General features: G+C 54.5%; 22 protein-coding genes. 17 read left to right on the top strand and 5 right to left on the bottom strand.

Annotated elements, in window-relative coordinates; all coding sequences use genetic code 11:
- Positions 1–50 precede the first annotated feature (50 nt).
- From IE076_RS05050 to IE076_RS05025, 6 genes are all read left to right on the top strand, one after another.
- On the top strand, positions 51–1,643 hold the full coding sequence (locus IE076_RS05050) for a UbiD family decarboxylase (protein ID WP_189435703.1): 1,593 nt from the start codon (positions 51–53) through the stop codon (positions 1,641–1,643).
- The gene (locus IE076_RS05045) at positions 1,640–2,203 is read left to right on the top strand and encodes a UbiX family flavin prenyltransferase (protein ID WP_189435702.1); all 564 of its coding nucleotides are present in this window, start codon (positions 1,640–1,642) and stop codon (positions 2,201–2,203) included. The genes IE076_RS05050 and IE076_RS05045 overlap by 4 nt, the downstream gene beginning before the upstream one ends.
- Positions 2,204–2,351: 148 nt before the next feature.
- Positions 2,352–2,690: a hypothetical protein gene (locus tag IE076_RS05040; RefSeq protein WP_209008876.1), complete on the top strand. Its 339-nt coding sequence runs from the start codon at positions 2,352–2,354 to the stop codon at positions 2,688–2,690.
- Between the two features lie 100 nt (positions 2,691–2,790).
- The gene (locus IE076_RS05035; RefSeq protein ID WP_189435701.1) at positions 2,791–3,510 is read left to right on the top strand and encodes an aspartate/glutamate racemase family protein; all 720 of its coding nucleotides are present in this window, start codon (positions 2,791–2,793) and stop codon (positions 3,508–3,510) included.
- 35 nt (positions 3,511–3,545) lie between these two features.
- Complete coding sequence (gene ggt, locus IE076_RS05030) at positions 3,546–5,294, top strand: gamma-glutamyltransferase (RefSeq protein ID WP_189435700.1); 1,749 nt, start codon at positions 3,546–3,548, stop codon at positions 5,292–5,294.
- Between the two features lie 177 nt (positions 5,295–5,471).
- A complete protein-coding gene (locus tag IE076_RS05025; protein ID WP_209008875.1) occupies positions 5,472–6,896 on the top strand; it encodes an MFS transporter in 1,425 nt (474 codons plus the stop codon).
- 25 nt (positions 6,897–6,921) lie between these two features.
- Here IE076_RS05025 and guaD read toward each other — a convergent pair whose 3' ends face one another.
- Both guaD and IE076_RS05015 read right to left on the bottom strand, forming a co-directional pair.
- A complete protein-coding gene (gene guaD / locus IE076_RS05020) occupies positions 6,922–8,247 on the bottom strand; it encodes a guanine deaminase (RefSeq protein ID WP_189435699.1) in 1,326 nt (441 codons plus the stop codon).
- Between the two features lie 119 nt (positions 8,248–8,366).
- Positions 8,367–8,900: a glycine cleavage system transcriptional repressor gene (locus IE076_RS05015; RefSeq protein WP_189435698.1), complete on the bottom strand. Its 534-nt coding sequence runs from the start codon at positions 8,898–8,900 to the stop codon at positions 8,367–8,369.
- Positions 8,901–9,330: 430 nt separating this feature from the next.
- Between IE076_RS05015 and IE076_RS05010 the strand changes: the two genes are divergently transcribed.
- From IE076_RS05010 to cobM, 7 genes are read left to right on the top strand one after another with little or no spacing between them, the layout of a single operon-like run.
- Entirely contained in the window at positions 9,331–9,594 is a 264-nt protein-coding gene (locus IE076_RS05010; protein ID WP_189435697.1) for a DUF6732 family protein, read from the top strand.
- The gene (locus tag IE076_RS05005) at positions 9,594–10,709 is read left to right on the top strand and encodes a sirohydrochlorin chelatase (protein WP_189435696.1); all 1,116 of its coding nucleotides are present in this window, start codon (positions 9,594–9,596) and stop codon (positions 10,707–10,709) included. Before IE076_RS05010 ends, IE076_RS05005 begins: the two co-directional genes overlap by 1 nt.
- 2 nt (positions 10,710–10,711) lie before the next feature.
- A complete protein-coding gene (locus IE076_RS05000) occupies positions 10,712–11,398 on the top strand; it encodes a precorrin-8X methylmutase (protein WP_189435695.1) in 687 nt (228 codons plus the stop codon).
- Entirely contained in the window at positions 11,395–12,621 is a 1,227-nt protein-coding gene (gene cbiE / locus IE076_RS04995) for a precorrin-6y C5,15-methyltransferase (decarboxylating) subunit CbiE (protein WP_189435694.1), read from the top strand. Before IE076_RS05000 ends, cbiE begins: the two co-directional genes overlap by 4 nt.
- On the top strand, positions 12,618–13,340 hold the full coding sequence (cobI, locus tag IE076_RS04990) for a precorrin-2 C(20)-methyltransferase (RefSeq protein ID WP_209008873.1): 723 nt from the start codon (positions 12,618–12,620) through the stop codon (positions 13,338–13,340). The genes cbiE and cobI overlap by 4 nt, the downstream gene beginning before the upstream one ends.
- Positions 13,313–15,166, top strand: a complete 1,854-nt coding sequence (gene cobJ, locus IE076_RS04985) for a precorrin-3B C(17)-methyltransferase (protein WP_189435692.1) — start codon at positions 13,313–13,315, stop codon at positions 15,164–15,166. The genes cobI and cobJ overlap by 28 nt, the downstream gene beginning before the upstream one ends.
- Complete coding sequence (gene cobM, locus IE076_RS04980; protein WP_189435691.1) at positions 15,163–15,942, top strand: precorrin-4 C(11)-methyltransferase; 780 nt, start codon at positions 15,163–15,165, stop codon at positions 15,940–15,942. Before cobJ ends, cobM begins: the two co-directional genes overlap by 4 nt.
- A gap of 9 nt (positions 15,943–15,951) precedes the next feature.
- On the opposite strand, the gene IE076_RS04975 is transcribed toward cobM, so the two are convergent.
- Together IE076_RS04975 and cobA are read right to left on the bottom strand one after the other, a co-directional pair.
- Positions 15,952–17,310 (bottom strand): cobyrinic acid a,c-diamide synthase CobB, encoded by a 1,359-nt coding sequence (locus IE076_RS04975; protein ID WP_189435690.1) that lies wholly within the window; start codon positions 17,308–17,310, stop codon positions 15,952–15,954.
- Positions 17,310–18,146: a uroporphyrinogen-III C-methyltransferase gene (gene cobA, locus IE076_RS04970; RefSeq protein ID WP_189435689.1), complete on the bottom strand. Its 837-nt coding sequence runs from the start codon at positions 18,144–18,146 to the stop codon at positions 17,310–17,312. Before cobA ends, IE076_RS04975 begins: the two co-directional genes overlap by 1 nt.
- Before the next feature lie 107 nt (positions 18,147–18,253).
- Here cobA and IE076_RS04965 point away from each other — a divergent pair, with 107 nt between their 5' ends.
- Positions 18,254–19,372: a cobalt-precorrin-5B (C(1))-methyltransferase gene (locus IE076_RS04965; RefSeq protein WP_189435688.1), complete on the top strand. Its 1,119-nt coding sequence runs from the start codon at positions 18,254–18,256 to the stop codon at positions 19,370–19,372.
- Positions 19,372–20,121, top strand: coding sequence for a cobalt-precorrin-6A reductase (locus tag IE076_RS04960; protein WP_189435687.1), 750 nt, complete (start codon positions 19,372–19,374; stop codon positions 20,119–20,121). The genes IE076_RS04965 and IE076_RS04960 overlap by 1 nt, the downstream gene beginning before the upstream one ends.
- Before the next feature lie 18 nt (positions 20,122–20,139).
- Here the strand turns inward: IE076_RS04960 and IE076_RS04955 are convergent, their stop codons facing one another.
- Positions 20,140–20,697 (bottom strand): cytochrome b, encoded by a 558-nt coding sequence (locus IE076_RS04955; RefSeq protein WP_189435686.1) that lies wholly within the window; start codon positions 20,695–20,697, stop codon positions 20,140–20,142.
- A 155-nt stretch (positions 20,698–20,852) separates the two neighbouring features.
- Between IE076_RS04955 and IE076_RS04950 the strand changes: the two genes are divergently transcribed.
- On the top strand, positions 20,853–21,662 hold the full coding sequence (locus tag IE076_RS04950; protein WP_244649609.1) for a RibD family protein: 810 nt from the start codon (positions 20,853–20,855) through the stop codon (positions 21,660–21,662).
- A gap of 84 nt (positions 21,663–21,746) precedes the next feature.
- A complete protein-coding gene (locus IE076_RS04945) occupies positions 21,747–22,316 on the top strand; it encodes an NUDIX domain-containing protein (RefSeq protein ID WP_189435684.1) in 570 nt (189 codons plus the stop codon).
- Positions 22,317–22,334: the final 18 nt, after the last annotated feature.

Raw genomic sequence — 22,334 nt, 5'->3', positions numbered from 1 at the left:
TGATAACCCGGCGAACAGATCCCAAGTTTGCCCAGTAATCTGGATATGGAATGTATTGGCGTACGGAAAAGAAGTTTGAAACACTCTCCGGCTTTCTCAATGTTTTGGATGCTCAGCAGGAGCTCGTGAGAGTAAAGGCGCCAGTTTCTACGCAGTTTGAAGCAACAGAAATCCATCGTCAGGTGATAGAGCAGGGCGGTCCTGTTCTGCAGTTCGATAACGCCATCACCTGCGCAGGAACGAAGTCCAGCATGCCGCTCGTCACCAACGTGTTCGGAACCCGCGAACGCGTGGCCCTTGGCCTTGGCTGCGCACCTGATGAGCTTCCAGCTCTGGGTGAACTGCTGGCCTACCTGCGCTCTCCGCAGCCTCCAAAGGGTCTGAAGGGCTTCATCGACGCCTTGCCCGTCGCCAAAGCGGCGTGGGTGGCCCGCCCCAAACGCCTGCGGTCCTCCGCCTTGATCGACATGCCGGTTGATCTGGAACAGCTTCCTGTCCAGATGTGTTGGCCAAACGATGCAGGCCCCTTGATCACATGGGGTATCGTCATCACCCGCCCACCGGGTAAAGACGACCCCTCCCAGTACAATCTCGGCATCTACCGTGCGCAAGTCATCGGCAAAGACAAGGCGATCCTGCGCTGGCTCGCCATGCGTGGAGGGGCCGCCCATCACCGCCTGTGGCAAGCGCGCGGCGAGCGTATGCCAGTCGCTGTTGTCATTGGCGCTGACCCGGCAACGATCCTGTCTGCCGTTATTCCAACGCCCTCTGATGTCAGCGAACTGATGATCTCCGGAGTCCTGTCAGGAGGTCGGCCCGAGCTAATCCCCTGCAAGCACATCGACCTTCACGTGCCAGCCTCCTCAGAAATCGTGCTGGAAGGCTTCGCAGAGCCAACGGAAACTGCGGAAGAGGGCCCATTTGGCGATCATACCGGCTACTACAACGACCCTGACCAGTTCCCGGTCTTCAAAGTATCGGGTATCCGTGCCCGCAAGGACCCAGTTTACATGAGCACCTTCACCGGCAGAGCGCCAGACGAACCAGCAGTCCTTTCTGAAACCATGAACGATGTTTTCCTACCTCTGCTGAAGCAGCAAATCCCGGAGGTCGTCGATCTGTGGCTGCCGCCTGAGGCATGCTCCTACCGGATTGCTGTCCTCAAGATCAAGAAAAGCTATCCCGGTCAGGCCCGCCGCGTGATGATGGGCATGTGGTCGCTGTTGCCCCAGTTCACCATGACCAAGCTGATCATCACCGTTGATGAAGACATCGACTGTCGAAGCTGGAGCGATGTGATGTGGTCCGTTGCCACTCGCATGGACCCCTCCCGCGACTTGGTTGTGCTAGACCGCACACCTGTCGATACATTGGACTTTGCATCCGGCATGGAAGGTTTGGGCGGCAAACTCGGTATCGATGCAACCACCAAGATTGGCTCTGAAACGCGTACCGACTGGCCTGAAGTCATGCGCATGCCGGAGGAGTTGACCAAACAAGTGGAAGATCGTTGGGACGAGCTATTCCCCGGAGGTCTTCCAAAAAAACAAAGCTCCGAAAAGCCGGACAAAGAACACCCAAAGGATGCTATCACCCCTTCCGAACTGAAGAACTCTTCCGTAAGTAGTGAGAAAGCTGAATGAGCAAACGCATCATTGTTGGGGTATCTGGAGCATCGGGCGCACAGCTCGCGCTGAAAACGCTGGAGTTACTGAAGGCGCTGAGTGTGGAAACTTACCTCGTGTGCTCAAAAGGGGCAGTCGCTTCGGTTCAGCATGAGCTTGGAGAAGACGGCATTGAGCAACTGACAGCGCTGGCCTCTGTCACCTATGCACCCGATGAAATGACAGCAGCCATCGCTAGCGGCTCGTTTCACACAGATGGTATGATCATCACCCCATGCTCCATGCGCACCCTGTCAGGTGTAGCCTATTCTTTCTCTGACAATTTACTCACCCGTGCAGCTGACGTTATCCTCAAAGAGCGTCGCAAGCTCGTACTTGTCCCGCGCGAAACGCCGCTGCATGAAGGGCATTTGGAGGCCATGCTCAAAGTGACACGGATGGGCGGAATCATCACACCGCCAGTGCCTCCATTTTATGCAGAAATGCAAAACACCGAGGATATGCTTAAAGAAATAGCGGCCCGCGGAATTAATACACTGGGAATTGATCCGGGCTTGAGCATGACCAGGTGGGGGTAGATTAATCGTGATCTGCTTCAGCTTAATCTTATAAAAATACGCCGTTCCCTTTAGGGCCAAAGTTTACCCGCACCAGCTACGTTGACTTAGAAATTGGAAAGTGCACTTCGATTTAATTTTAGTCAAACAAAAGCTAAAGGTGAAGACAATGGCCCTGTGTTTGAAGCGTCCCCTCTGGTTTGCATTCTTCGCATTTTCGGCTCTTTTCCTCGTGTTGGCGCTAGGTGAGAAAGCCAATGCAACCTCAATCACTCTGGAAGGGAATGATATGAGGGTTTGCGAAGTTCAGGTCACAATCGGTCCTGATGCTCCCAATGGTCATATCTATCGTTTTACAGATATTGCCCGCGATGATCGCTATACCTTCCAGACAAATAGACTTTGCAATCGTCGCTCAATAGGGGGCGAGGCATGTCTGGATGACTACACCGAATGGACCTGCTGTGAAGCACAGGCTGGTGAAGATATCACCTGTAGAGTGCCTTGATTCTGGGCTTTTGGCCTCGGTGCACAAAAAACACCCTTCTCTAACCCTGCACAATTTGCCAACATAGTTTTAAAGATGAGTGTCCTATGTCGAGGAAACTATGAAAACTATTGGCTTATTAGGGGGAATGAGTTGGGAGAGCACAGCCACCTACTACAGACTGCTTAATCAGCAGTCACGTTTGCGGCTCGGCGGACTCCACTCCGCTGAGCTCATACTGTGGTCTTTCAATTTCTCTCGGATTGAGCTGCTTGTCGCACAAGGTGAATGGGACGAAGCGGGCAATGTCCTCAAGCAGGCCGCCCAGAAGTTAGAACATGCTGGCGCTGATTGCATCGTGGTCTGCTCCAACACAATGCACAAGGTCGCCTCGTTTGTTCAGGATGGCGTGCAGATCCCATTCATTCATATCGCTGACACAACGGCTAATGCCGTTCATCGGGCCAGGCGTAGCAGACCACTCCTGCTCGCAACGCGTTACATCATGGAGCAGGATTTTTACATCAAGCGCCTGCAGGAGAACCATGGGCTATCGCTGGTGATCCCGAACCGTGGCGCGCAGACCGTCATTCATGATATTGCTTATAACGAGTTGTGCCGCGGGCAGATCAACGAAGATTCCCGGCGCGCTCTGCTGCAAATTGTTAGAAAAGCGCAGGATCAGGGGGCTGATAGCGTCATTCTAGCTTCGACAGAGCTTGGACTGCTGGTGGGGCAGGAAGATATTTCGGCTCCTGTCATCGATAGCACCGCAGAACACGTGCGGGGAATTTTAGACTTTGCGGTCAAGAAAAAAGTCGAAATTGAGGAACTGGCATAATTGGCGGGAATTTGCCCGCCTGAGGAGGGAAAATAATGAAAAAACTATGGGTCTCTGCCGTGTTGGCAGCGGGGCTTGCTCTGCCTGTTCAGGCGCAGGAAGCTGCGGACAGTGTCGCGCCGGAAATGGCAAGCGGCGTCTCAGACAAACAAATGGTAACCGCACAAAAGTTTATGGTGGTTGCTGCAAACCCTCACGCATCGCAAGCGGGTTACGATGTATTGAAAGCCGGCGGCAACGCCATTGATGCAATGGTTGCTGTACAGCTTGTCTTGGGATTGGTCGAACCACAGTCCTCCGGTATCGGTGGTGGTGCCTTCCTCGTGTATTATGATGCTGAAGCGGGCGCACTGACCACATACGATGGCCGCGAAACGGCTCCTGAAGCCGCAACGCCGCTACTGTTCCAGGATGCAAACGGCGAACCGCTTAAGTTCTATGATGCGGTTGTCGGCGGTCGTTCTGTTGGTACGCCGGGTACAGTCAAGCTGCTCTATGATACACATGCAGAACTGGGTTCACTGCCATGGGAAGATCTGGTTGCACCGGCCATCAAGTTGGCAACAGATGGCTTTGAAGTATCTGAACGTCTGCACACTCTGATCACCAATGATCAGGAGCGCCTCTCACGGTTTGAAGCGACCAGAGACTACTTCCTGTCGGAAGGCACGCCTCTGCCAGTCGGGCATCTTCTCAAGAATCCTGAGTACGCTGCAACACTGACCGCAATCTCGCAAAATGGTGCTGACGCCTTCTATTCTGGCGATATTGCGCAGTCCATCGTCGAGACTGTTCAATCCGCTCCGGGCAATCCGGGAATCTTGGCCCTCGATGATCTTGCAGACTACGAGATCAAAGAGCGTCCGGCTGTCTGTGCAGAATACCGCGCTTACGACGTCTGTGGCATGGGGCCACCATCCTCCGGTGCCCTCACCGTGGGCCAGATCCTCGGCCAGTTGAACAACTTTGACCTGCCTTCAATGGATGCAAGCGACCCCAATGCCTGGCGCCTGATTGGTGATGCGTCCCGTCTCGCATTTGCGGATCGCGGTCGTTACATGGCGGATAGTGATTACGTTCCAGTGCCAACCAAAGGTCTTGTTGCACCAGCCTACCTGCAAGAGCGCGCAAAGCTTCTGGATACAGACAAAGCCTTGACTGTAGAACAGGTAGTACCGGGCAATCCAACATGGGATCACGCCATGTTGCTGGCCGATGATGAAAGCATCGAGCTTCCATCCACCAGCCACTTCTCGATTGTCGATGCAGATGGCAATGCTGTGTCTATGACAACCACCATTGAGAACGGCTTCGGCTCTCGCCTGATGACCAACGGCTTCCTGCTCAACAACGAGCTGACGGACTTCTCCTTCCGCACACATCGTGAGGGCGTGCCGATTGCCAACCGCGTTGAGCCGGGCAAGCGTCCACGCTCTTCAATGGCTCCGACAATCGTCATGAAGGACGACAAACCATTTGTTGTTGTCGGATCTCCGGGCGGTAGCCGCATCATCGGCTACGTGGTCTCAACTTTGGTTGCCAATCTGGACTGGGGTATGAACATTCAGGACGCCATCGACATGCCGCATCTGGTCAACCGCTTTGGCACCTATGACCTTGAGAAAGGGACTGCAGCGGAACTGCTGCAGCCTGCTCTGGAAGAGTTAGGTTACAAAACAAATATCCGCGATCTCAACTCCGGCATTCATGGAATTGTGATCACTGACGACGGTCTGCAAGGTGGAGTTGATCCACGCCGCGAAGGTGTTGCTCTCGGCCAATAAGCGCTGATTTGAATGAAGCCGGGGCCCGGGCGATCCGTAAAAGTATCGCTCGGGCCTTAGCACTCCGCTAAGCCAATACCAAGGCGCGCTCTTAAGCGCTTTTATGTCCCTGTGATAGCTAGAAACTCTTGAAATCGGCTAGCCTCATGGCTTTGGCCAAAGAGATGATAGTATCCAATGGCGCAGCCACCTCAAAATCCCACAAATGAGGAACATATTCCATCATCCATGCATCGATGGATGTTTTTGGCAGCTCTGAGTTTCATCCTCGGTCTGGCGCTGCTTGACGAAACCGTCGTCAGCCTGGCTCTGCCCACCATCACCGAAGAGTTTGGTATGACACTCACCCAATCCCATTGGGTGGTAAACTCCTATCTGCTGATGTTTGCAGCTTTGGTCGCGTTTGGCGGCAAGCTGGCAGATTGGGTAAACATCAACTACCTCATCATTTTAGGCATGAGCATCTTTGGTCTGGCATCGCTTGCCTGTGGCTTCGCCACTAATGGAAGCTTCCTTATCGCTGCCCGTGTGGTTCAGGGTGTCGGTGCTGCAATCATGTTCCCCCTCCCGGTCGTCGCCATTTCACGAATATTCCCACCGGAAGGCAGAGGATTTGCGCTCGGCATCTACGGCTCGGCCGCGACCGTTTTCATGTCCTTGGGACCATTAGTGAGCGGCTATCTCACGAGCTATTTTTCGTGGCACTGGATTTTCTGGATCAACCCGCCCTTTGTCGTGATTGTCTGCTTGGTGATTGCCTTTGCGCCATTAAGGGGACCTGTTGCTTACGGGCAGGATGAGAATATCTCCAAGGACTCGTTCGATTGGCTGGGTGTCACCTTTCTGCTCGTCGGGCTGTTCTTCTTCGTTCTGGCTATCATGCAAGCGCCAGATTGGGGGTGGACTTCACGAAAAGTCGTTCTCTCCTTTGTGATCGGGCTAGGCGGCCTTGCAATCTTCATCTGGAATGAACTGCGCAGAAGGGCGCCGCTGATCGAGGTAAGTTTGTTCGAAGCACCTTCCTTCACATCGGCAGCGTTCGTGGTCTTTCAGGCGCAATACGTCAAGATTGTCATGTTTATTTTTGGAGCATTATATTTTCAGCAGACCCTCGGCTTTGCCCCTTTCATTGCGGGGTTGGCACTGATGGCTGCTGTCACGATGAATGTAATGACAGCAGGCCTCGGCGGGCTCTGCACGGATAGATTTGGCGTTCGTGTCCCCAATATGTTGGGGCTCTTAACCATGTCCGGCTCATTGCTTTGGATTACAGCCCTCATTTCAGCGGATAATTACTGGTTGCTGTTTCCGGCACTTCTTGCATTTGGAGCATCTCTGCCTCTGCTGTTCCTGCCAGCAATGAAATCAGCTTTGGACTCGGTGGAGACATCAAAAAAGGGGCAGGCGAGTGGTGTGATGATCACCTCGCAAATGCTGGGTGGAACGGTCGGCATGTCCATCTCCAGCTCAATCTTCATCTTCACAATGAGCTACGAATTTGTGTTTGGCTCCGCCGCTGTGATCTCACTGATTTGCTGTTTGTGTTCCTATCTATATTTCGGAACTGGTGAGGTTGTAGAGGAAACTGAAGGTCAGGGCTGACCTCGCAATCAGCCCTTTTAACCGCTTAGCTTGCTTGCGAATAAACCCGCTTGCCATCCACATACGTTGCTGCAATCGCACGATCATCCCCCAGGATCATCTGAATAAACAACTGCTCAATCACCGTATTGGTATACGCCATGCGATGCCGGATAAGCGGCGTAGAGAGCGGATCAAGAATGGCAAAGTCAGCCTCCAGACCAACCTTGATATTACCGATCCGGTCCTCCTGATAGAGCGATTTTGCTGAGCCGACCGTTGCCAGATAAAACGCCTGAACCGGATGTAGCGAGTAGCCCTGTAATTGTGCCACCTCATAGGCGGTGCGCATGGTGGTCAACATAGAAAAACTCGAGCCGCCCCCCACATCTGTCGCCAACCCGACCCGGACCGGCTGATGCGTAAAATGCGCCCCCCTCACATCAAACAGTCCAGACCCGATAAAAGTGTTCGACGTCGGGCAGTGTGCAATGGACGTCCCTGTCTCGTGCAAAAGCTCTTTTTCGCGGTCATTCAGGTAGATGCCGTGTCCCAGTACGCAGCCTTCTCCCAGTAACCCGTAGTGCTCATAGACACCCACATAATCAGGATGCTCAGGATAAAGGTCTGCCACCCACTCCAGCTCCTGTCGGTTCTCAGAAGTATGCGTCTGCAGCAAGGCCTCAGGGTGCTCTTTCCAAAGCGCACCCGCTGCCTCTAATTGCTCCGGCGTAGAGGTGGGCGCAAAGCGCGGAGTGATAGAGTAAAGCGCACGGCCATTCCCATGCCACTTCTCCAGCAGCGCTTTGGACTGGTCGTATCCGGTTTGCGGCGTATCCAGCAGGTTGGCTGGCGCATTGCGATCCATCATCACTTTACCAGCGGCAATCCGCATATTGTAGCGGGACGCCTGCTCAAACAAAGCATCAACTGATTGCGGATGGATAGTGCAATAGACCGAGGCGCTGGTAATGCCATTGGCAAAGCTCTGCTGCAAATAAACATCCGCAGCACGGCGCGCATAGTCAATGTCGCCAAACTTGGCTTCTGCCGGGAAGGTGTAGGTATTCAGCCATTCAATAAGCTGGGCGCCGTAAGAGGCGATGACCTCTGTCTGAGGGTAGTGGACGTGGCAGTCAACAAAGCCCGGAAGAATAAACTTGCCGCGATGGTCATGGATAACCGCGTCCTCCGGCAACGTTGCCAGCAGCTCGCTCGCATCCCCTACTGCGGTGATTTTGCCATCTTCTGTGACGACCAGCCCGTCAGGCCAGTCTGTCAGAGCCTCTGCCGGATGATCACAGAACGGATCGCCGCTAAACTGGAATACATGGCCGCGAAGCGCTGTAATCTTCCGAACAGTTTCTTGCATCAGATCTCCCCCGAGAATTGTTCCCAACAGCCATAACTAGCGTAGATCCCTAAAGGGAGCGAGGGAAAATACCGAATTACCCGGGATAGATCTGAGAACAATATGATGCGTCTATGCGATCAGTCTTCGGCGATTGCTGCATCAGTGAGTTCAACATCAATCATCAGATCGGTAGCAATTGCTTCCAGAGCCTCAGAGACGTCTGCCGGTGACATATGTGGCGGAATAACTATACGGGCATTGGCACGGAACATCAGATCACCACTCATCGAACCCGGCTCAACCAGCGATTCCAGCGTCTCAATACTCACATGAAGATCAGCCAGCACGCTTGAAACGCGAGAGATCATACCCGGTTGGTCTTGTCCAAGTATATGGAGAAGGGCAAAAGCCCCGGCAGGAGCTTCACCTGTGTCGAGCTCATGAATACCAATCGTCAGCCCGATGGAATCAAGTTTGGTGAGAGCTGTCGAAAGGTCTTCGGCGCGTTCAGTTTCAACGTGCACACGAACAATCCCTGCGAACTGACCGCCCAGACGGGAGAGGGAACTGTCTATCCAGTTTGCTTTGTGATCAGCAACAACCTTGGAGATATCACCAACCAGACCCGGACGGTCATCGGCAACGACGGTGAGCACAAGCTCTTTCTTCATAACGCATTCTCCACAAAACGACCTCTGATACAGGCTGAGGCCCAACTACAATAGCAATGACAGATGGACGTCTAAGTCAAACAATTCGATCAAACTCTCCTTTTTTCCACCTAAGAAAACCTATGTTATCGACCAATTGCGCAAATTATCGTCTTGCTATCTCCCAAGGTGCCAACTAGCTTGCACAGCGTAGAACTATGGACGGCGTCCCGTGACGGACTGAAATGGATTTCGGGGGCGGTTGACCCACATCGGGGACCAGAATCGAAGCTGTCTGACGAAATAATGTGTGAAGCCGCGTGCCTCTGGCCCGTGGCCGATGTTCTATTTCGTTGGTCCATCTATTGTCTTTGCGACGTCTCCTTAAATGACAGCGAATGTCCCTCCTTTGTCCTTGGCAAGGGGTATAGCTGCATGTTGGAGATAGAATATGTCTTATTTTTTGAAGCCAGTACTTCTGGCTGGCGTGATGGGTCTTTCCTCATCCGCCGCCTTTGCACATGTCGGCCATCTGGGTGAGCTGGCAGGCCACAGCCACTGGGTTGGCGTGGCTGCTGTTGCCGGTGCTGCAGTTATCGCAGGCCTGGCCGCGAGAGCAAAAAAACGATCCCAAACTGCTGAAGAAAATACACCGGAAAGCGCCGAGAGTGATGGTACTCCGGCCCCAGGAAACGCAGAAGCAGAGCCAGCATAATGACAAAAAAAACAGAAGAAAAACTCGGCGTTATGATCTGTGGTCACGGCAGCCGAAACAAAGGTGCGGTTGGCGAATTTGCCCGCCTTGCAGAAGGCATGCGTAAGCGGTTCCCGGACCTGCCAGTCGACTACGGCTACCTTGAATTCGCAAACCCGGTCATCCACTCCGGTCTGGATAACCTGCGCGAACAAGGCTGCACACGTATTCTCGCCGTACCGGGAATGCTGTTTGCCGCAGGTCATGCGAAGAACGATATACCGTCCGTTCTGAACACCTATCAGGTCAAGCATCCTGAAGTGTCCATTGAATACGGCCGCGAACTTGCTGTTGACACCCGCATGGTGCAAGCCGCGGGCGCCCGCATTCAGGAAGCCATCGATGCCGCTGGCGGTGATGTCAAACCGGAAGAAACCCTGCTCATGGTCGTGGGCCGCGGTGCGTCAGACCCGGATGCAAATTCCAACGTCGCCAAGATCACCAGGATGCTATGGGAAGGCTTCGGCTTCGGCTGGGCCGAAACCTGCTACTCGGGCGTAACATTCCCGCTCGTGGAACCGGGTCTGGAGCATGCGGTAAAGCTTGGCTACAAGCGCATCATCGTGTTCCCGTACTTCCTGTTTACCGGCGTTCTGGTTCAGCGCATCTACAACTTCACCGATGAAGTTGCCGCCCGCCATCCGGATATCGAGTTTATCAAAGCAGGCTATCTCAACGACCATCCAAAGGTCATCGACACCATGAAAGAGCGTGTCACAGAGATCCTCGAAGGCTCGAACAACATGAACTGCCAGCTCTGCAAATACAGAGAGCAGGTTCTTGGGTTTGAGGCCGAGATTGGCCTGCCTCAGGAGAGCCACCACCACCACGTGGAAGGCTTGGGCGATGAAGCCGAGTGCAAGCTGTGTGACGTCACCTGTACTGGGGAATGCGACAACAAAGGCGCAGACGCCCACGATCATTCGCACGGTCACTCCCATGACCACAGTCACGGCCACGGCCATCACCACCACCATCATGATGGCGATGACCACGGCCATGACCATCATCATCACCCATATCCGCATGCAGGCCATCCGCTTGGGCCTAAGTCCATGCTGAAGGATAGCGCCTGAGAATGGGCCGGAACATGAACGAAAAGGTTCTGGCATCCTACGAGTATATTAAGGACCCTGCCGAAATTTATCGGCAGTCCTTTTCGATCGTACGGAACGAGGCTGATCTTGAAAGCCTGCCGGAGACCCTGCGGCCCGTAGCAATCCGCCTGATCCATTCCTGTGGGATGACCGACATTCCGCAGGATTTGGCATATTCGGAAGATGCTGTCGCAAAAGCAGGCGAAGCCCTACGTAGTGGCGCGCCGGTCCTCACCGACGTGGAAATGGTTGCCCATGGCATCATCCGTAAATACCTGCCAGCGGAAAATCAGGTCATCTGCACGTTGAACCAGCCGCAGGTGCCCGAGCTTGCGAAGCAGCTTGGCACAACCAGATCAGCTGCAGCCGTTGAACTCTGGAAGCCGCATCTGGAAGGTGCCGTGGTCGCTGTCGGCAATGCACCAACCGCGCTGTTCCACCTTCTGGAGATGGTCGCAAACGGTGCTCCTAAGCCCGCTGCCATCCTTGGTTTCCCCGTCGGCTTCGTCGGTGCAGCAGAATCCAAGCAGGCGCTGGCGGAAAACACGCTCGGAATACCATTTCTAACTCTTCTGGGACGCCGGGGCGGTTCTGCAATTGCAGCGGCGGCAGTCAACGCCATGGCAGCAGGCCTGCCAGAAGAAAAGGGTCAGGGGGAATCAAAATGAGCACCCAAACCCAACCTTGGCTAACAATTCTTGGCATTGGCGATGATGGTGTTGATGGCCTGTCCCAAGCCGCCCGATCAGCGTTGCAAGCTGCTTTGCGTATCTACGGCGGAGCCCGGCATCTGGAGCTTTTGCAAGGCGGCTCGGTTAGCGCAGACTGTGAAATGAAAGCGTGGCCCTCTCCCTTTTCAAAGGGCATTGAAGAGCTTGCCGCAAACCGAGGCCAGAACACGGTCGTTCTGGCAACAGGTGACCCGCAGTGGTTTGGTATCGGAGCAACACTCCACCGCCAGTTCAGCGCTCACGAGATCGAGGTCATACCCCATCTCTCCGCGTTCTCCTTAGCCGCAAGCCGTTTGGGCTGGCCGTTGCAGCATGTTGAAACAATCAGCCTGCACGGACGCCCGCTGGATACCCTGCGCGGTTTCCTTTATCCCGGTGCCCGCATCATCGCGCTCACCTCCAACGGAGCGGCACCCGGCGAAATCGCTGACCTTCTTGCAGATGAAGGTTACGGCGCAAGCCTATTGACTGTGCTGGAGCATCTTGGTGGCCCGCAGGAAAAAGTAACCGTCTGTGAAGCAGAAGAGTTTACCGGTGAAGCAGCTGAACTGAACACTGTCGCAATTGAAGCCAAACCGATCCCGAACACGCCGGTTCTGTCCCGCACACCCGGCCTGCCGGATTCTGCGTTCCGCCATGATGGCAAAATGACGAAGCAGGAAGTGCGGGCCGTCACGCTCGCCAAACTTGCCCCCATTCCGGGGCAGCTCCTCTGGGACATCGGCGCAGGCAGTGGTTCCATTGGTATCGAATGGCTGCGCGCGGCCATGAACACCAGAACAATCGCCATTGAACCGCTAGAAAAACGGCACGCGTTCATTCGAGGTAATGCAGCAGCTCTTGGCACGCCACAGCTTCAACTGGTTGAAGGCAAAGCGCCAGAAGCACTCGATGACTTGCCCCAGCCAGATGCGATCTTTGTTGGCGGCGGACTCACGTCTACAGACATAATCAAAACCTGCTTTGAGGCACTGCCATCCGGCGGTCGTCTGGTTGCCAACGCGGTTACGCTGGAAGGAGAACAGGTGCTGGCACAAGGCTGGAAGAAATACGGCGGCGAACTAAGCCGCCTCGCAATCTCCAGAGCAGACCCAATCGGAGGTCTTACAGGCTGGCGCCCAATGATGCCGGTAACACAATGGAGCTTGGTAAAATCATGACAGGTACGCTTTATGGCGTTGGTCTTGGACCAGGAGATCCTGAGCTTTTAACCATAAAAGCGCACCGGCTCATTTGTTCCGCCAAAACAATCGCATATCCCGCAGCCGTGGGTGTGCCCAGCTTCGCCCGGCAAATCGCATCGCAGTATATCCAAGAGGGAACAACAGAAATTCCCATTGAAATGCCAATGAAAGTCGAGCGCTTCCCGGCAAAGGAAATCTACGATCAGGCAGCAGAGACAATCTCGAGGAAGCTGCAAACCGGAGAGGATGTCGTCGTTCTGTGTGAAGGCGACCCATTTCTCTATGGCTCGTTCATGTACCTTTATGAGCGCCTGCGTTTTGACTTTAACTGTGAGATCGTTCCGGGAGTTTCCTCGATTAACGCCTGCGCCGCTGCTCTGGGCAGACCCTTGGCAGCGCGCAATGACGTGCTGACGATCATCCCCGGTCCGCTGGAGGATGAGCAGCTTCAACACCGGATCGAGCAGTCTGATGCCTTTGTCATCATGAAGGTGGGGCGCCATCTGCCCCGCGTGAAAACCCTGCTGGAAAAACTCGGATTACTCGGTGCTGCCGGATATGTCGAACGCGCGACCCTGCCGGAAATGGTGGTGACCCCGCTGGTTGACTATCCAAATGAAACGGCACCCTACTTTTCAATGATAATCGTATATAAGGGAGATGAGGCATGGACGTTGCACCCGCAATCGTTGTGATCAGCCCGGTCGCTTTGAAGACAGCCCAAAAGCTCTCAACTGTATTGGATGAAAGCCTGATCCATGGCTTCGCACGACCCGGCTCAAAGCCGAATGTCGACTATAACCTTTCCTTCTCTGAGCCAGTGGAGCACCTTCGCTCCCTGTTCCAATCCGGAACCCCGATCATCGGAATCTGTGCTGCCGGAATTCTCATTCGCGCGCTGGCACCCGTCTTGGGCGAAAAGCGGAATGAGCCGCCAGTTATCGCGGTTTCTGAAGACGGTTCAAGCGTTGTGCCTTTGCTGGGTGGCCATCGTGGCGCCAATGCTCTGGCGCAGATGATTGCAGGGACGCTAAACGGACATGCAGCTATCACAACCGCCGGCGACACTGCCTTTGGCGTCGCGCTTGATGACCCGCCAGAGGGCTGGACGCTCGCCAATCCGTCAGACGCTAAGTCTGTGATGGCCGATATGCTCGCAGGAGAGGCCGTAAAGCTTCATGGTGAGGCTGACTGGCTGGAAGCCGCAACCCTGCCGTTTGCTGATGAGGCGAACTTGCATATCGTCGCAACAGAACAGCCCCACGAGGGCCACGCAGGAAAGCTCGTCTTTCACCCGCAAACCCACGTGGTCGGCCTTGGGTGTTCACGCGGCTGCTCCCTTGAAGAGCTGGATGACCTTCTGAAACAAAGCCTTGAGCAGGCGAACATCTCAATCGGCGCCGTCGCAGCATTCGCCAGCATCGACCTGAAGGCGGACGAGGTGGCAATGAACAAACTTGCCGCCCGCCACAACAAACCTTTCCGCCTTTTCACCGCTGATGAGCTGAACGAACAAAAAGAACGGCTGCAAAACCCGTCTGATGTGGTCTTCGCAGAAGTCGGGTGCCATGGCGTGAGTGAGGGCTCTGCGTTGGCCGCGACTGGTTCGTCAGGTGAGTTGGTCCTGCCTAAACAGAAAACTGCAAATGCCACGGTCGCAATCGCCAAAGCCTCCGCACCGGTCGATCATGGAAAGATAGGCCGCAGCAGGGGCCGCTTGCACGTGATCGGCATCGGTCCAGGGCAAGACGCCTGGCGCACACCGGAAGCCTCCAGCTGGTTGGCAGAGGCAGATGAGGTTGTCGGCTACGGTCTCTATCTCGACCTTGTGTCTTCCCTCATAAGAGGCAAGCAACGCCACGCCTTCCCACTGGGAGCAGAAGAAGAGCGCGTCCGCTTTGCACTCGAAAGAGCAGGGCAGGGCCATAATGTAGCACTCGTCTGTTCAGGAGACTCCGGCGTCTACGCCATGGGCGCACTGGTCTTTGAATTGCTGGACCGCTCAGAGGACAACGGCGGCGTCAGCGACGCAGCCCGTCGTGTTGAAGTCGCGTCAGCACCGGGCATCTCCGCCATGATCGCCCTCAGCAACCGTATAGGCGCTCCTCTGGGCCACGACTTTTGCGCAATCTCGCTCTCTGACCTTCTCACACCGTGGGAAACGATCCAGCAACGTTTGGAAGGTGCAGCAATTGGTGACTTTGTGATTGGCTTCTACAACCCAGTTTCCAAACGCCGCCGCACCCAACTGGTATGGGCCCGCGAGAAACTGCTAGAGCACCGTCCGGAAGAGACCCCTGTTATCCTCGGCTCAAACATCGGGCGCGACAACGAGGTTATCACCACAACCACACTCAAGGATCTGAAAGTCGATGATGTCGACATGCTGACCACGGTGATTGTGGGCTGCAGTCAAAGCCGTCTGGGCGGCAATGGCCAGTCCTTGCACTTTGTGTATACACCGCGCGGCTACGCAAAAAGGATCGATGCACCAGAGAAAGAAACGGAGACAGCAGTATGACGGTTCATTTCATTGGAGCAGGCCCAGGTGATCCCGAGCTGATTACCGTCCGGGCACTCAGGCTCATCGAAACGTGCAAAGTCTGCCTCTACGCGGGCTCACTGGTTCCACCTGCCATCGTGGAAGCCGCACCTGATGATGCCTTGGTCATGGACACGGCGTCCATGACACTCGAGGAGATCATCGACGAGATCGCAAAGGCCCATGAGAAGGGGCTGGATGTCGCCCGTGTCCATTCCGGCGACCCATCCATCTACGGCGCCACCGCAGAACAAATGCGTCGTCTGGATGAACTGGGCATCGACTATGATGTCACCCCCGGCGTGCCGGCGTTTGCAGCAGCAGCTGCAGCACTGAAAACGGAACTCACCATCCCTGAGATCGCCCAGAGTATCATCATCACGCGCACTTCCATGCAATCCTCGGGTATGCCGGAAGGTGAGGATCTGGAAACACTTGGTCGTTCCGGTGCCACGCTGGCAATTCACCTGAGTGTCAGAAACCTTGGCGAAATCTACCGGAAACTGGCACCGCTCTACGGGGAAGACTGTCCTGTCATCGTTGCCTACCGCGTTGGTTGGCCGGATGAAGCGTTCATTCATGGAACACTGGCAGATATCCGCGAAAAAGCGAAAGCCTCCAAGATCACCAGAACAGCTCTTATCTTTGTAGGACCAGCCCTGAAAGCAGGGAAGGAGTTCCGTGACAGCGCTCTTTATGACGCCAATCACGTACACGTCCTTCGCCCAAAGAAGAAGACCAAAGCGCCAGCATAAATGATCAAATCAGGAAGAAGCGGACCACCATTCTTCGCTTCTTTCTGCCACCACATGCGCAAATGATCCCATCACACGACCATTGATGTGGCCAAGAGGATCTAGTTTGTGATGCTCGGCATCCTGCGCCTCAAACAGTGACGACGCCTCTGATTTCACAGTCAGGGTCGAATAATGGAACTCATGGGCTCCCAGAGGGTTAAGCCATGGGAAGCCTGACTGTTTTGCATCCTCGGTTGCCTTCAGTTTCCGGTAGCCAAGTTTCAACTTTCGCTTTGCAAAACTGGTTTCAATCGGCAGCAGACCAAGCATCTCGTGGGACTGTCCGCCCTTGTCAGTCAGCCCGTCTCCCAGCATCATATAGCCGCCGCACTCACCGTAAATCAGCTTACCTGCACCCGCTGCCTCTCGGATCCCGCGCTTGAAAGTGTCAGCCTGAGAGAGTTGCCCGGCATGTAGTTCCGGATACCCACCACTCAGGAAGATCGCATCAGCCTCGGGAGAAGGGGTCTCATCACCGAGCGGAGAGAAGAACGAAAGCGTCACGCCTTGCCGTCGCCAGTCACTCAAAAGGTGCTCATAGCAAAACGCAAAGGCGATATCCTTAGCAATTGCAATATGTTGTCCAAGAGGAGGCAAGTGCGCAACGCCCGTCAGCTCTTTGTTTTCTCGGGCAGGAATTGCAAGCACCTTAGCAAGCCGCATTAGCGCGGGAATATCGACACTATCGCGCGCGACGTCTCCGGCAGCATTCAAGAATTCTTCCAGATCGGCCCGTTCGCTGGCTTGAACAAGCCCAAGATGGCGCTCTGGCAACTCCAGTTGTTTTGAACGGTAAAATGCCCCCAGAACAATCACGCCAAGCGGCTCCAGCGCGAGCCGCAATATGCGCTCATGACGCGCAGACCCAACGCGATTGAGGATGACACCGGTGATATGGCAATGCGGATGAAAGGTCAGAAAGCCATGCACAAGCGCCGCGACCGATTGCGCCTGAGACTTGCAATCCACCACCAGAATAACAGGTAAGCCCAGATGAACCGCCAGCTCAGCAACAGAACCAGACCCATCTGCCGCGCCATCAAACAGGCCCATCGCGCCTTCAATGATCACAACGTCCGTGTGTTTTTCCTGCTCCGTTGCATTGAGTGAAAGCTGAGTCAGTGACATCGCCCAGGCATCATAATTGAGGCATGGATGCCCGGAGGCAGCACTATGGAAGGCAGGATCAATGTAATCAGGCCCCGACTTGCCAGAGGCAATCCGAAGTCCGCTATTGCGAAGAGCGCGCAGCAGCGCCAAGGTGATCGTGGTTTTTCCCGATCCTGAAGATGGTGCTGCAATTACGAACCCCTTCGCAACGGTCATTAGTCAGATCCCTCTTCCAGTTTAGTGCCTTGCGATGTGCGCGCAAGAGCTGGCTCAATCCAGTTCAACTGCTCCCGCAGGCTTACAACATGGCCAACTACAACAATGGCAGGCGGCTTGAGACCACTCGTGGCTATATCCTGAGCGCAGGAGCCAAGCGTTGTTTCTAAAACATGCTGGTTCTGCTGCGTTGCATTACAGATCACAGCGACAGGTTCTGATCCGCTGCGACCACCATTCATCAGCTTCTGTGTGATCAGCGAGATATGCTTCATAGCCATATACATCACGATCACAGGGGAGCCTTTAGCAAGAGCATCCCAGTCAAGCTGGTCCGGCGCAACCCCATTCTGGTCATGACCTGTCAGGAACGTAACCGCTTGATTAATCCCGCGGTGCGTTGAAGGAATGCCCGCATAAGCCAATCCACCAACGCCCGCTGTGATACCGGGAATAATGCGGAACGGTACACCAGCATCTACCAACGACAGAGCTTCCTCACCCCCACGCCCGAAAACAAACGGGTCTCCTCCTTTAAGGCGCAGCACGCGCTTGCCGGATTTGGCAAGCTCCACCAGCTTGATGGAGATACTTGACTGCTTGGGAGAAGGCTTGCCGCCACGTTTGCCAGCGTAGATGATTTCCGCATCATCTCTGGCAAACTTCAAAATGCGTTCATCCACCAGCGCGTCATAAACAATGACATCTGCTTGACGGAGGCCGTTCAAGGCATTCAGGCTCAGGAGGCCGGGATCACCGGGACCTGCGCCAGCCAGCCAGACCCAGCCAGCTTCTAGCGTCGGAAGATCGAAATCGGGGAGGGAGAGATCAAACAAATGGTTCTCGTGGGTTACGTGATTTTGCGAGGCAATTTAATGGGAATCCTATCGGAAGTCCAAAGTGTTCTACTTGGTATCTCCCGCTAAATCTGTATAGTCCCCGGATGGCTGAAACTGGGCAGAAAAAACTAAGAACAGGATGGACGACTGGAGCCTGTGCCACCGCCGCCGCAAAGGCAGCGTATGCCGCTTTGTTGTCCGGCGAATTCCTTGATCCGGTGAGCATCACCCTCCCGCGCGGTGAGGCGCCATCCTTCGCGCTTGTCTTCGAAAATCTGGAGGAAAGTGCAGCAACTGCAGTAATCATCAAAGATGCAGGCGACGATCCCGATGTAACGCACGGTGCGCGCATTCAGGCAAAGGTAACATCAAATCCTTCGGTCGAAGGGATTCGGTTTCTTGCCGGTTCCGGAGTCGGCACGGTCACCAAACCGGGCCTACCGATCCCCGTTGGTGAGCCAGCCATCAACCCAGTCCCCCGAAAGATGATGGTAGCTGAACTACAAAAGCTTGCCGATGCCCACGGCGTATCTCTGGCTTTGGATGTTGAAATTTCCATTGAAAACGGCGAAGAGCTTGCACAAAAAACAATGAACCCCCGCCTCGGTATCGTTGGCGGCCTCTCCGTCCTCGGAACAACCGGTATCGTACGCCCGTTCTCCTGCGCTGCATGGATTGCTTCGATCCATCGCGGCGTTGATGTGGCACGCGCTACAGGGCTGACCCACGTTGCAGCCGCGACTGGCGCAACCTCGGAAGATGTACTGCGCGCTTACTATCCCGATTTGACAGAGCAAGCCTACATCGACATGGGAGATTTTGCCGGAGGTTTGCTTAAATACCTGCGCGCCCATCCGGTTCCCAAACTGACGATCTCCGGCGGCATTGCCAAGCTGACAAAGCTTGCACAAGGAGCCATGGATCTTCATTCAGCTCGCTCATCTGTCGACTTTGCTGCCCTCGCAGACGTGCTGCAGCAAGCTGGCGCATCAGCTGAGCTGCAGCAGGAAACAAGAGAAGCCTCTCTGGTCTCCTACGTTGCGCAGCGGGCAGCCGCTGAAAATCTTCATATAGGAGAGCTCATCGCACAAGGTGCAAAACGCGCCGCCTTAAAAATCCTCCGCGGTGCTCCGGTGAGCGTGGAGATCATGGTGACAGACCGCCAGGGGCAGATACTCGCTCATGTTCCCGCTGACGAACCTGCCGAGCTGGAGCCGCGGTAATGCCTGTCCCCCATAAAATACTAGTGCTGGCTGGCACGCGGGAGGCAAGAAAGCTGATTGAGCGTCTCGCGCTTATGAGCGAATACGAGGTGATTGCCTCCCTTGCAGGAGTGACGAAGCACCCTGCCGATCTGGGGGAGAACACGAGGGTTGGTGGCTTCGGCGGGCCAAATGGCCTTGCAGACTATCTTCAAGCTCAAGGCATCGCCGCAGTTGTTGATGCCACCCACCCATACGCCGCCCAAATCTCCCGCAATGCGGTTGAAGCGACAGAGTGTTCCGAAACTCTATTGCTCGGTTTTGAGCGAGCACCATGGGAGAAGACTTCAGGAGACATCTGGCATCAGGTTAAATGCGTCGAAGCAGCTTTGGAACTGATCCCAACCAAAGCAAAGGTCTTCTTTGCAGCGGGCACGAAGGTTGCCGCGCCACTCAAGCAACGACCTGACATCACATTCATCATCCGCACCTTGAACGCTCCGACTGACGCGGTTGCCATGCCTAACGCACAATACATTGAGGGGCTGCCCAATGCAGATTGGCGTGCAGAATATGAGCTTCTCAAGAAACAGAATGTGGATTGGGTGATCAGCAAAAACAGCGGTGGAACAGCCTCCTACGGGAAGATCAGAGCTGCTCGAGAGCTGGGTCTTCCGGTTGCCATGATTAAGCGCCCGGAAAACCCTTGTTCCATTCAGTGTGCCTCGATCGACGCGGTCCTCGCAAAACTGCAGGCAATCCTAAACTAACCGCTATCAGCGCTCTGCTTAGTCTTCAGAGCGTTGATAAGGCGCAGTTGTCATGCGATCAAAAATCCCGTCTTTTCTTATGAGCCAGTGATAAAATGCCCCACAGATGTGGAGCAGAACCAGGAACGTAATGAAGAGGCCGATAGCGGCGTGCAAAAGCAGAACATTGTTCGCAGCAGTCTGGTCCTGTGCGGCAATGCTCGGAAGATTAAAGAAGTCAAAAAATGGCACCTGTGCGCCAAAGAGAGACACACCGTACCAGCCGATAAGCGGATTCACGATCAAAAACAGATAGAGCGCCCAATGAACTGTCGCCGAGAGAATGCGTAGCCCTGCTGGAAGTGAGGCTGGCACCGGAGGAGGAGGGGTTATCCAGCGCTGGATCAGACGTAATACAACAAGTACGAAGATCAGAACACCGATACTCTCGTGATAAAAGTATAATGTATTCTGGAGGTCTCCAGGCCCGATCGTTGCCATGGTTATGCCGATTGGAACTGTTGTGAAAACCAAAATGACGACCAGCCAGTGATAGGTCTTCGACATTGCGGAGTATCCGGCAACTTGCTCGCTCATACTCGTTTCTCCTGACGCTTACGAAGGTTCGTGAAGAGCCCCTGCAATCTCCTGATCGACAGATTAATCAAGGTTCGTTACCACTAGACTTACCTTAGGTGATGTGGGCTGTGAACTCGGTAAAACAAGGGGGGCTGATGGATAGGGGCCATACAATGCCAGCACATTTGGACGAAAAATCGAAGGGCTCTCAGCTAATCTGCGAACAGCCATCAACCCAGCCTTCTGGCATATTGTCTAAAGATGAATGGCAGGAAGTCTTGACCGCCTCTCATGAGAGGCGCGCACCAGATCTTCAGGGCTATGGCAGTGTGTTCGCACCTCTTTGCATGGCGGAAAAGCAATTTGTCGTCGGCCAGCTTGGCCAATCAGTTGATGGCCGCATCGCCACCGTAACCGGAGACTCCAACTACGTAAGTTGCTCTGAAGCGCTGATCCACCTGCATCGACTTCGGGCTCTGTGTGATGCAGTTGTGGTTGGGGTTGGGACTGCTGTCGCTGACAACCCTCAACTAACGGTCAGACACGTGAACGGACATCACCCCGCGCGTGTCGTTATTGACCCTTATGGTCGGCTGCCAAAAGACAGTACCCTACTGCAAGACGCCAGTGCCCGCCGGATTGTCATCACCCGCAACGACGCCCATGCACGCTATCCCGAAGGTGTCGAATGTGTTCAGCTGCAGCCGGATGCAAAAGGCAGGTTGTCTTGCGCTGATATTCGCCATGCATTGCGGGAGTTTCGCTGCATTCTTGTGGAAGGCGGAGCGTGGACCCTGTCGCGCTTTATCGAGCTAAAGATGATCGATCGCCTGCATCTCATGATCGCACCACTGATCATCGGATCCGGCCCGCGCGGACTGCAGTTGCCAACCATTGATTATCTGGCACAGGCTATCCGCCCTGATGTCATCTGGCACCCGCTCGGCGTTGACATGCTCGCGGACTTAAGTCTGAGAAACTAATCCTTGCAGAAGGTGCAAAAGCAATTCCTTTCGATAGAAAGTGCTTTTATAAACTTGCGTGTATTTCCGAATAAGGACACACGCATGCCAGAGCTCATCAGACGTACCACCCTCCTCGAAGCTAAAGGTCAAATCGAAGAGGTTCAGGTGCGTGTCGTTCATGATGACGGGCGAGCGCACGTCACCACAGATCCAGTCTGGGTTTACGGCGATTCCATTGCCGTGCTGGCGTTCGATCCTCAGGCAAAGACTGTTTTGCTCGTCAAACAGCTCCGTGTTGCGCCCTACATCACCGAGGAAGAAATCATTCTGGAAGCTTGTGCAGGTGGCATTGAGATCAGCGATCTGTCGATCGAAGAGGCATGCAAGCGCGAAGCGCAGGAAGAGTTGGGCTGCGAACTAACGAACCTCTCCAAAGTTGCCAACGTTTTCATCAATCCAGCACGTCTGGCAGAACGCGCGCACCTCTTCCTGGCTGAATACACCGCTGGTGGCCAGAATATCGATGGCCGTAATCTGGATGAAGATGAAGATATCGAAGTTGTAGAGCTTTCATTCGCTGATCTTCGCAAGCTTTACGACGAGCAAAAAATCCGCTGCCCACGTCTGTTTATGCTCACACAAGCACTGATCTTGAACAAGGTTGGTCTGTAAAGACCTCCGGCAAACCAG

It is taken from the genome of Pseudovibrio japonicus (genome assembly GCF_014651595.1).
Lineage (GTDB): Bacteria > Pseudomonadota > Alphaproteobacteria > Rhizobiales > Stappiaceae > Pseudovibrio > Pseudovibrio japonicus.
Note: the sequence above shows the minus strand (reverse complement) of the source record. Positions and strands in the feature narration are given on the sequence as shown.

Coding starts and splice junctions, on each gene's coding strand:
- IE076_RS04965 (WP_189435688.1), top strand. CDS start 18,254: ATGGCTGAAACTGGGCAGAAAAAACTAAGAACAGGATGGACGACTGGA.
- cobI (WP_209008873.1), top strand. CDS start 12,618: ATGACAGGTACGCTTTATGGCGTTGGTCTTGGACCAGGAGATCCTGAG.
- IE076_RS05025 (WP_209008875.1), top strand. CDS start 5,472: ATGGCGCAGCCACCTCAAAATCCCACAAATGAGGAACATATTCCATCA.
- IE076_RS05045 (WP_189435702.1), top strand. CDS start 1,640: ATGAGCAAACGCATCATTGTTGGGGTATCTGGAGCATCGGGCGCACAG.
- cobM (WP_189435691.1), top strand. CDS start 15,163: ATGACGGTTCATTTCATTGGAGCAGGCCCAGGTGATCCCGAGCTGATT.
- IE076_RS05050 (WP_189435703.1), top strand. CDS start 51: ATGTATTGGCGTACGGAAAAGAAGTTTGAAACACTCTCCGGCTTTCTC.
- IE076_RS05010 (WP_189435697.1), top strand. CDS start 9,331: ATGTCTTATTTTTTGAAGCCAGTACTTCTGGCTGGCGTGATGGGTCTT.
- IE076_RS04960 (WP_189435687.1), top strand. CDS start 19,372: ATGCCTGTCCCCCATAAAATACTAGTGCTGGCTGGCACGCGGGAGGCA.
- IE076_RS05015 (WP_189435698.1), bottom strand. CDS start 8,900: ATGAAGAAAGAGCTTGTGCTCACCGTCGTTGCCGATGACCGTCCGGGT.
- cobJ (WP_189435692.1), top strand. CDS start 13,313: ATGGACGTTGCACCCGCAATCGTTGTGATCAGCCCGGTCGCTTTGAAG.
- ggt (WP_189435700.1), top strand. CDS start 3,546: ATGAAAAAACTATGGGTCTCTGCCGTGTTGGCAGCGGGGCTTGCTCTG.
- IE076_RS05040 (WP_209008876.1), top strand. CDS start 2,352: ATGGCCCTGTGTTTGAAGCGTCCCCTCTGGTTTGCATTCTTCGCATTT.
- IE076_RS04975 (WP_189435690.1), bottom strand. CDS start 17,310: ATGACCGTTGCGAAGGGGTTCGTAATTGCAGCACCATCTTCAGGATCG.
- cbiE (WP_189435694.1), top strand. CDS start 11,395: ATGAGCACCCAAACCCAACCTTGGCTAACAATTCTTGGCATTGGCGAT.
- guaD (WP_189435699.1), bottom strand. CDS start 8,247: ATGCAAGAAACTGTTCGGAAGATTACAGCGCTTCGCGGCCATGTATTC.
- IE076_RS05035 (WP_189435701.1), top strand. CDS start 2,791: ATGAAAACTATTGGCTTATTAGGGGGAATGAGTTGGGAGAGCACAGCC.
- IE076_RS05005 (WP_189435696.1), top strand. CDS start 9,594: ATGACAAAAAAAACAGAAGAAAAACTCGGCGTTATGATCTGTGGTCAC.
- IE076_RS04955 (WP_189435686.1), bottom strand. CDS start 20,697: ATGAGCGAGCAAGTTGCCGGATACTCCGCAATGTCGAAGACCTATCAC.
- IE076_RS04950 (WP_244649609.1), top strand. CDS start 20,853: ATGCCAGCACATTTGGACGAAAAATCGAAGGGCTCTCAGCTAATCTGC.
- IE076_RS05000 (WP_189435695.1), top strand. CDS start 10,712: ATGGGCCGGAACATGAACGAAAAGGTTCTGGCATCCTACGAGTATATT.
- IE076_RS04945 (WP_189435684.1), top strand. CDS start 21,747: ATGCCAGAGCTCATCAGACGTACCACCCTCCTCGAAGCTAAAGGTCAA.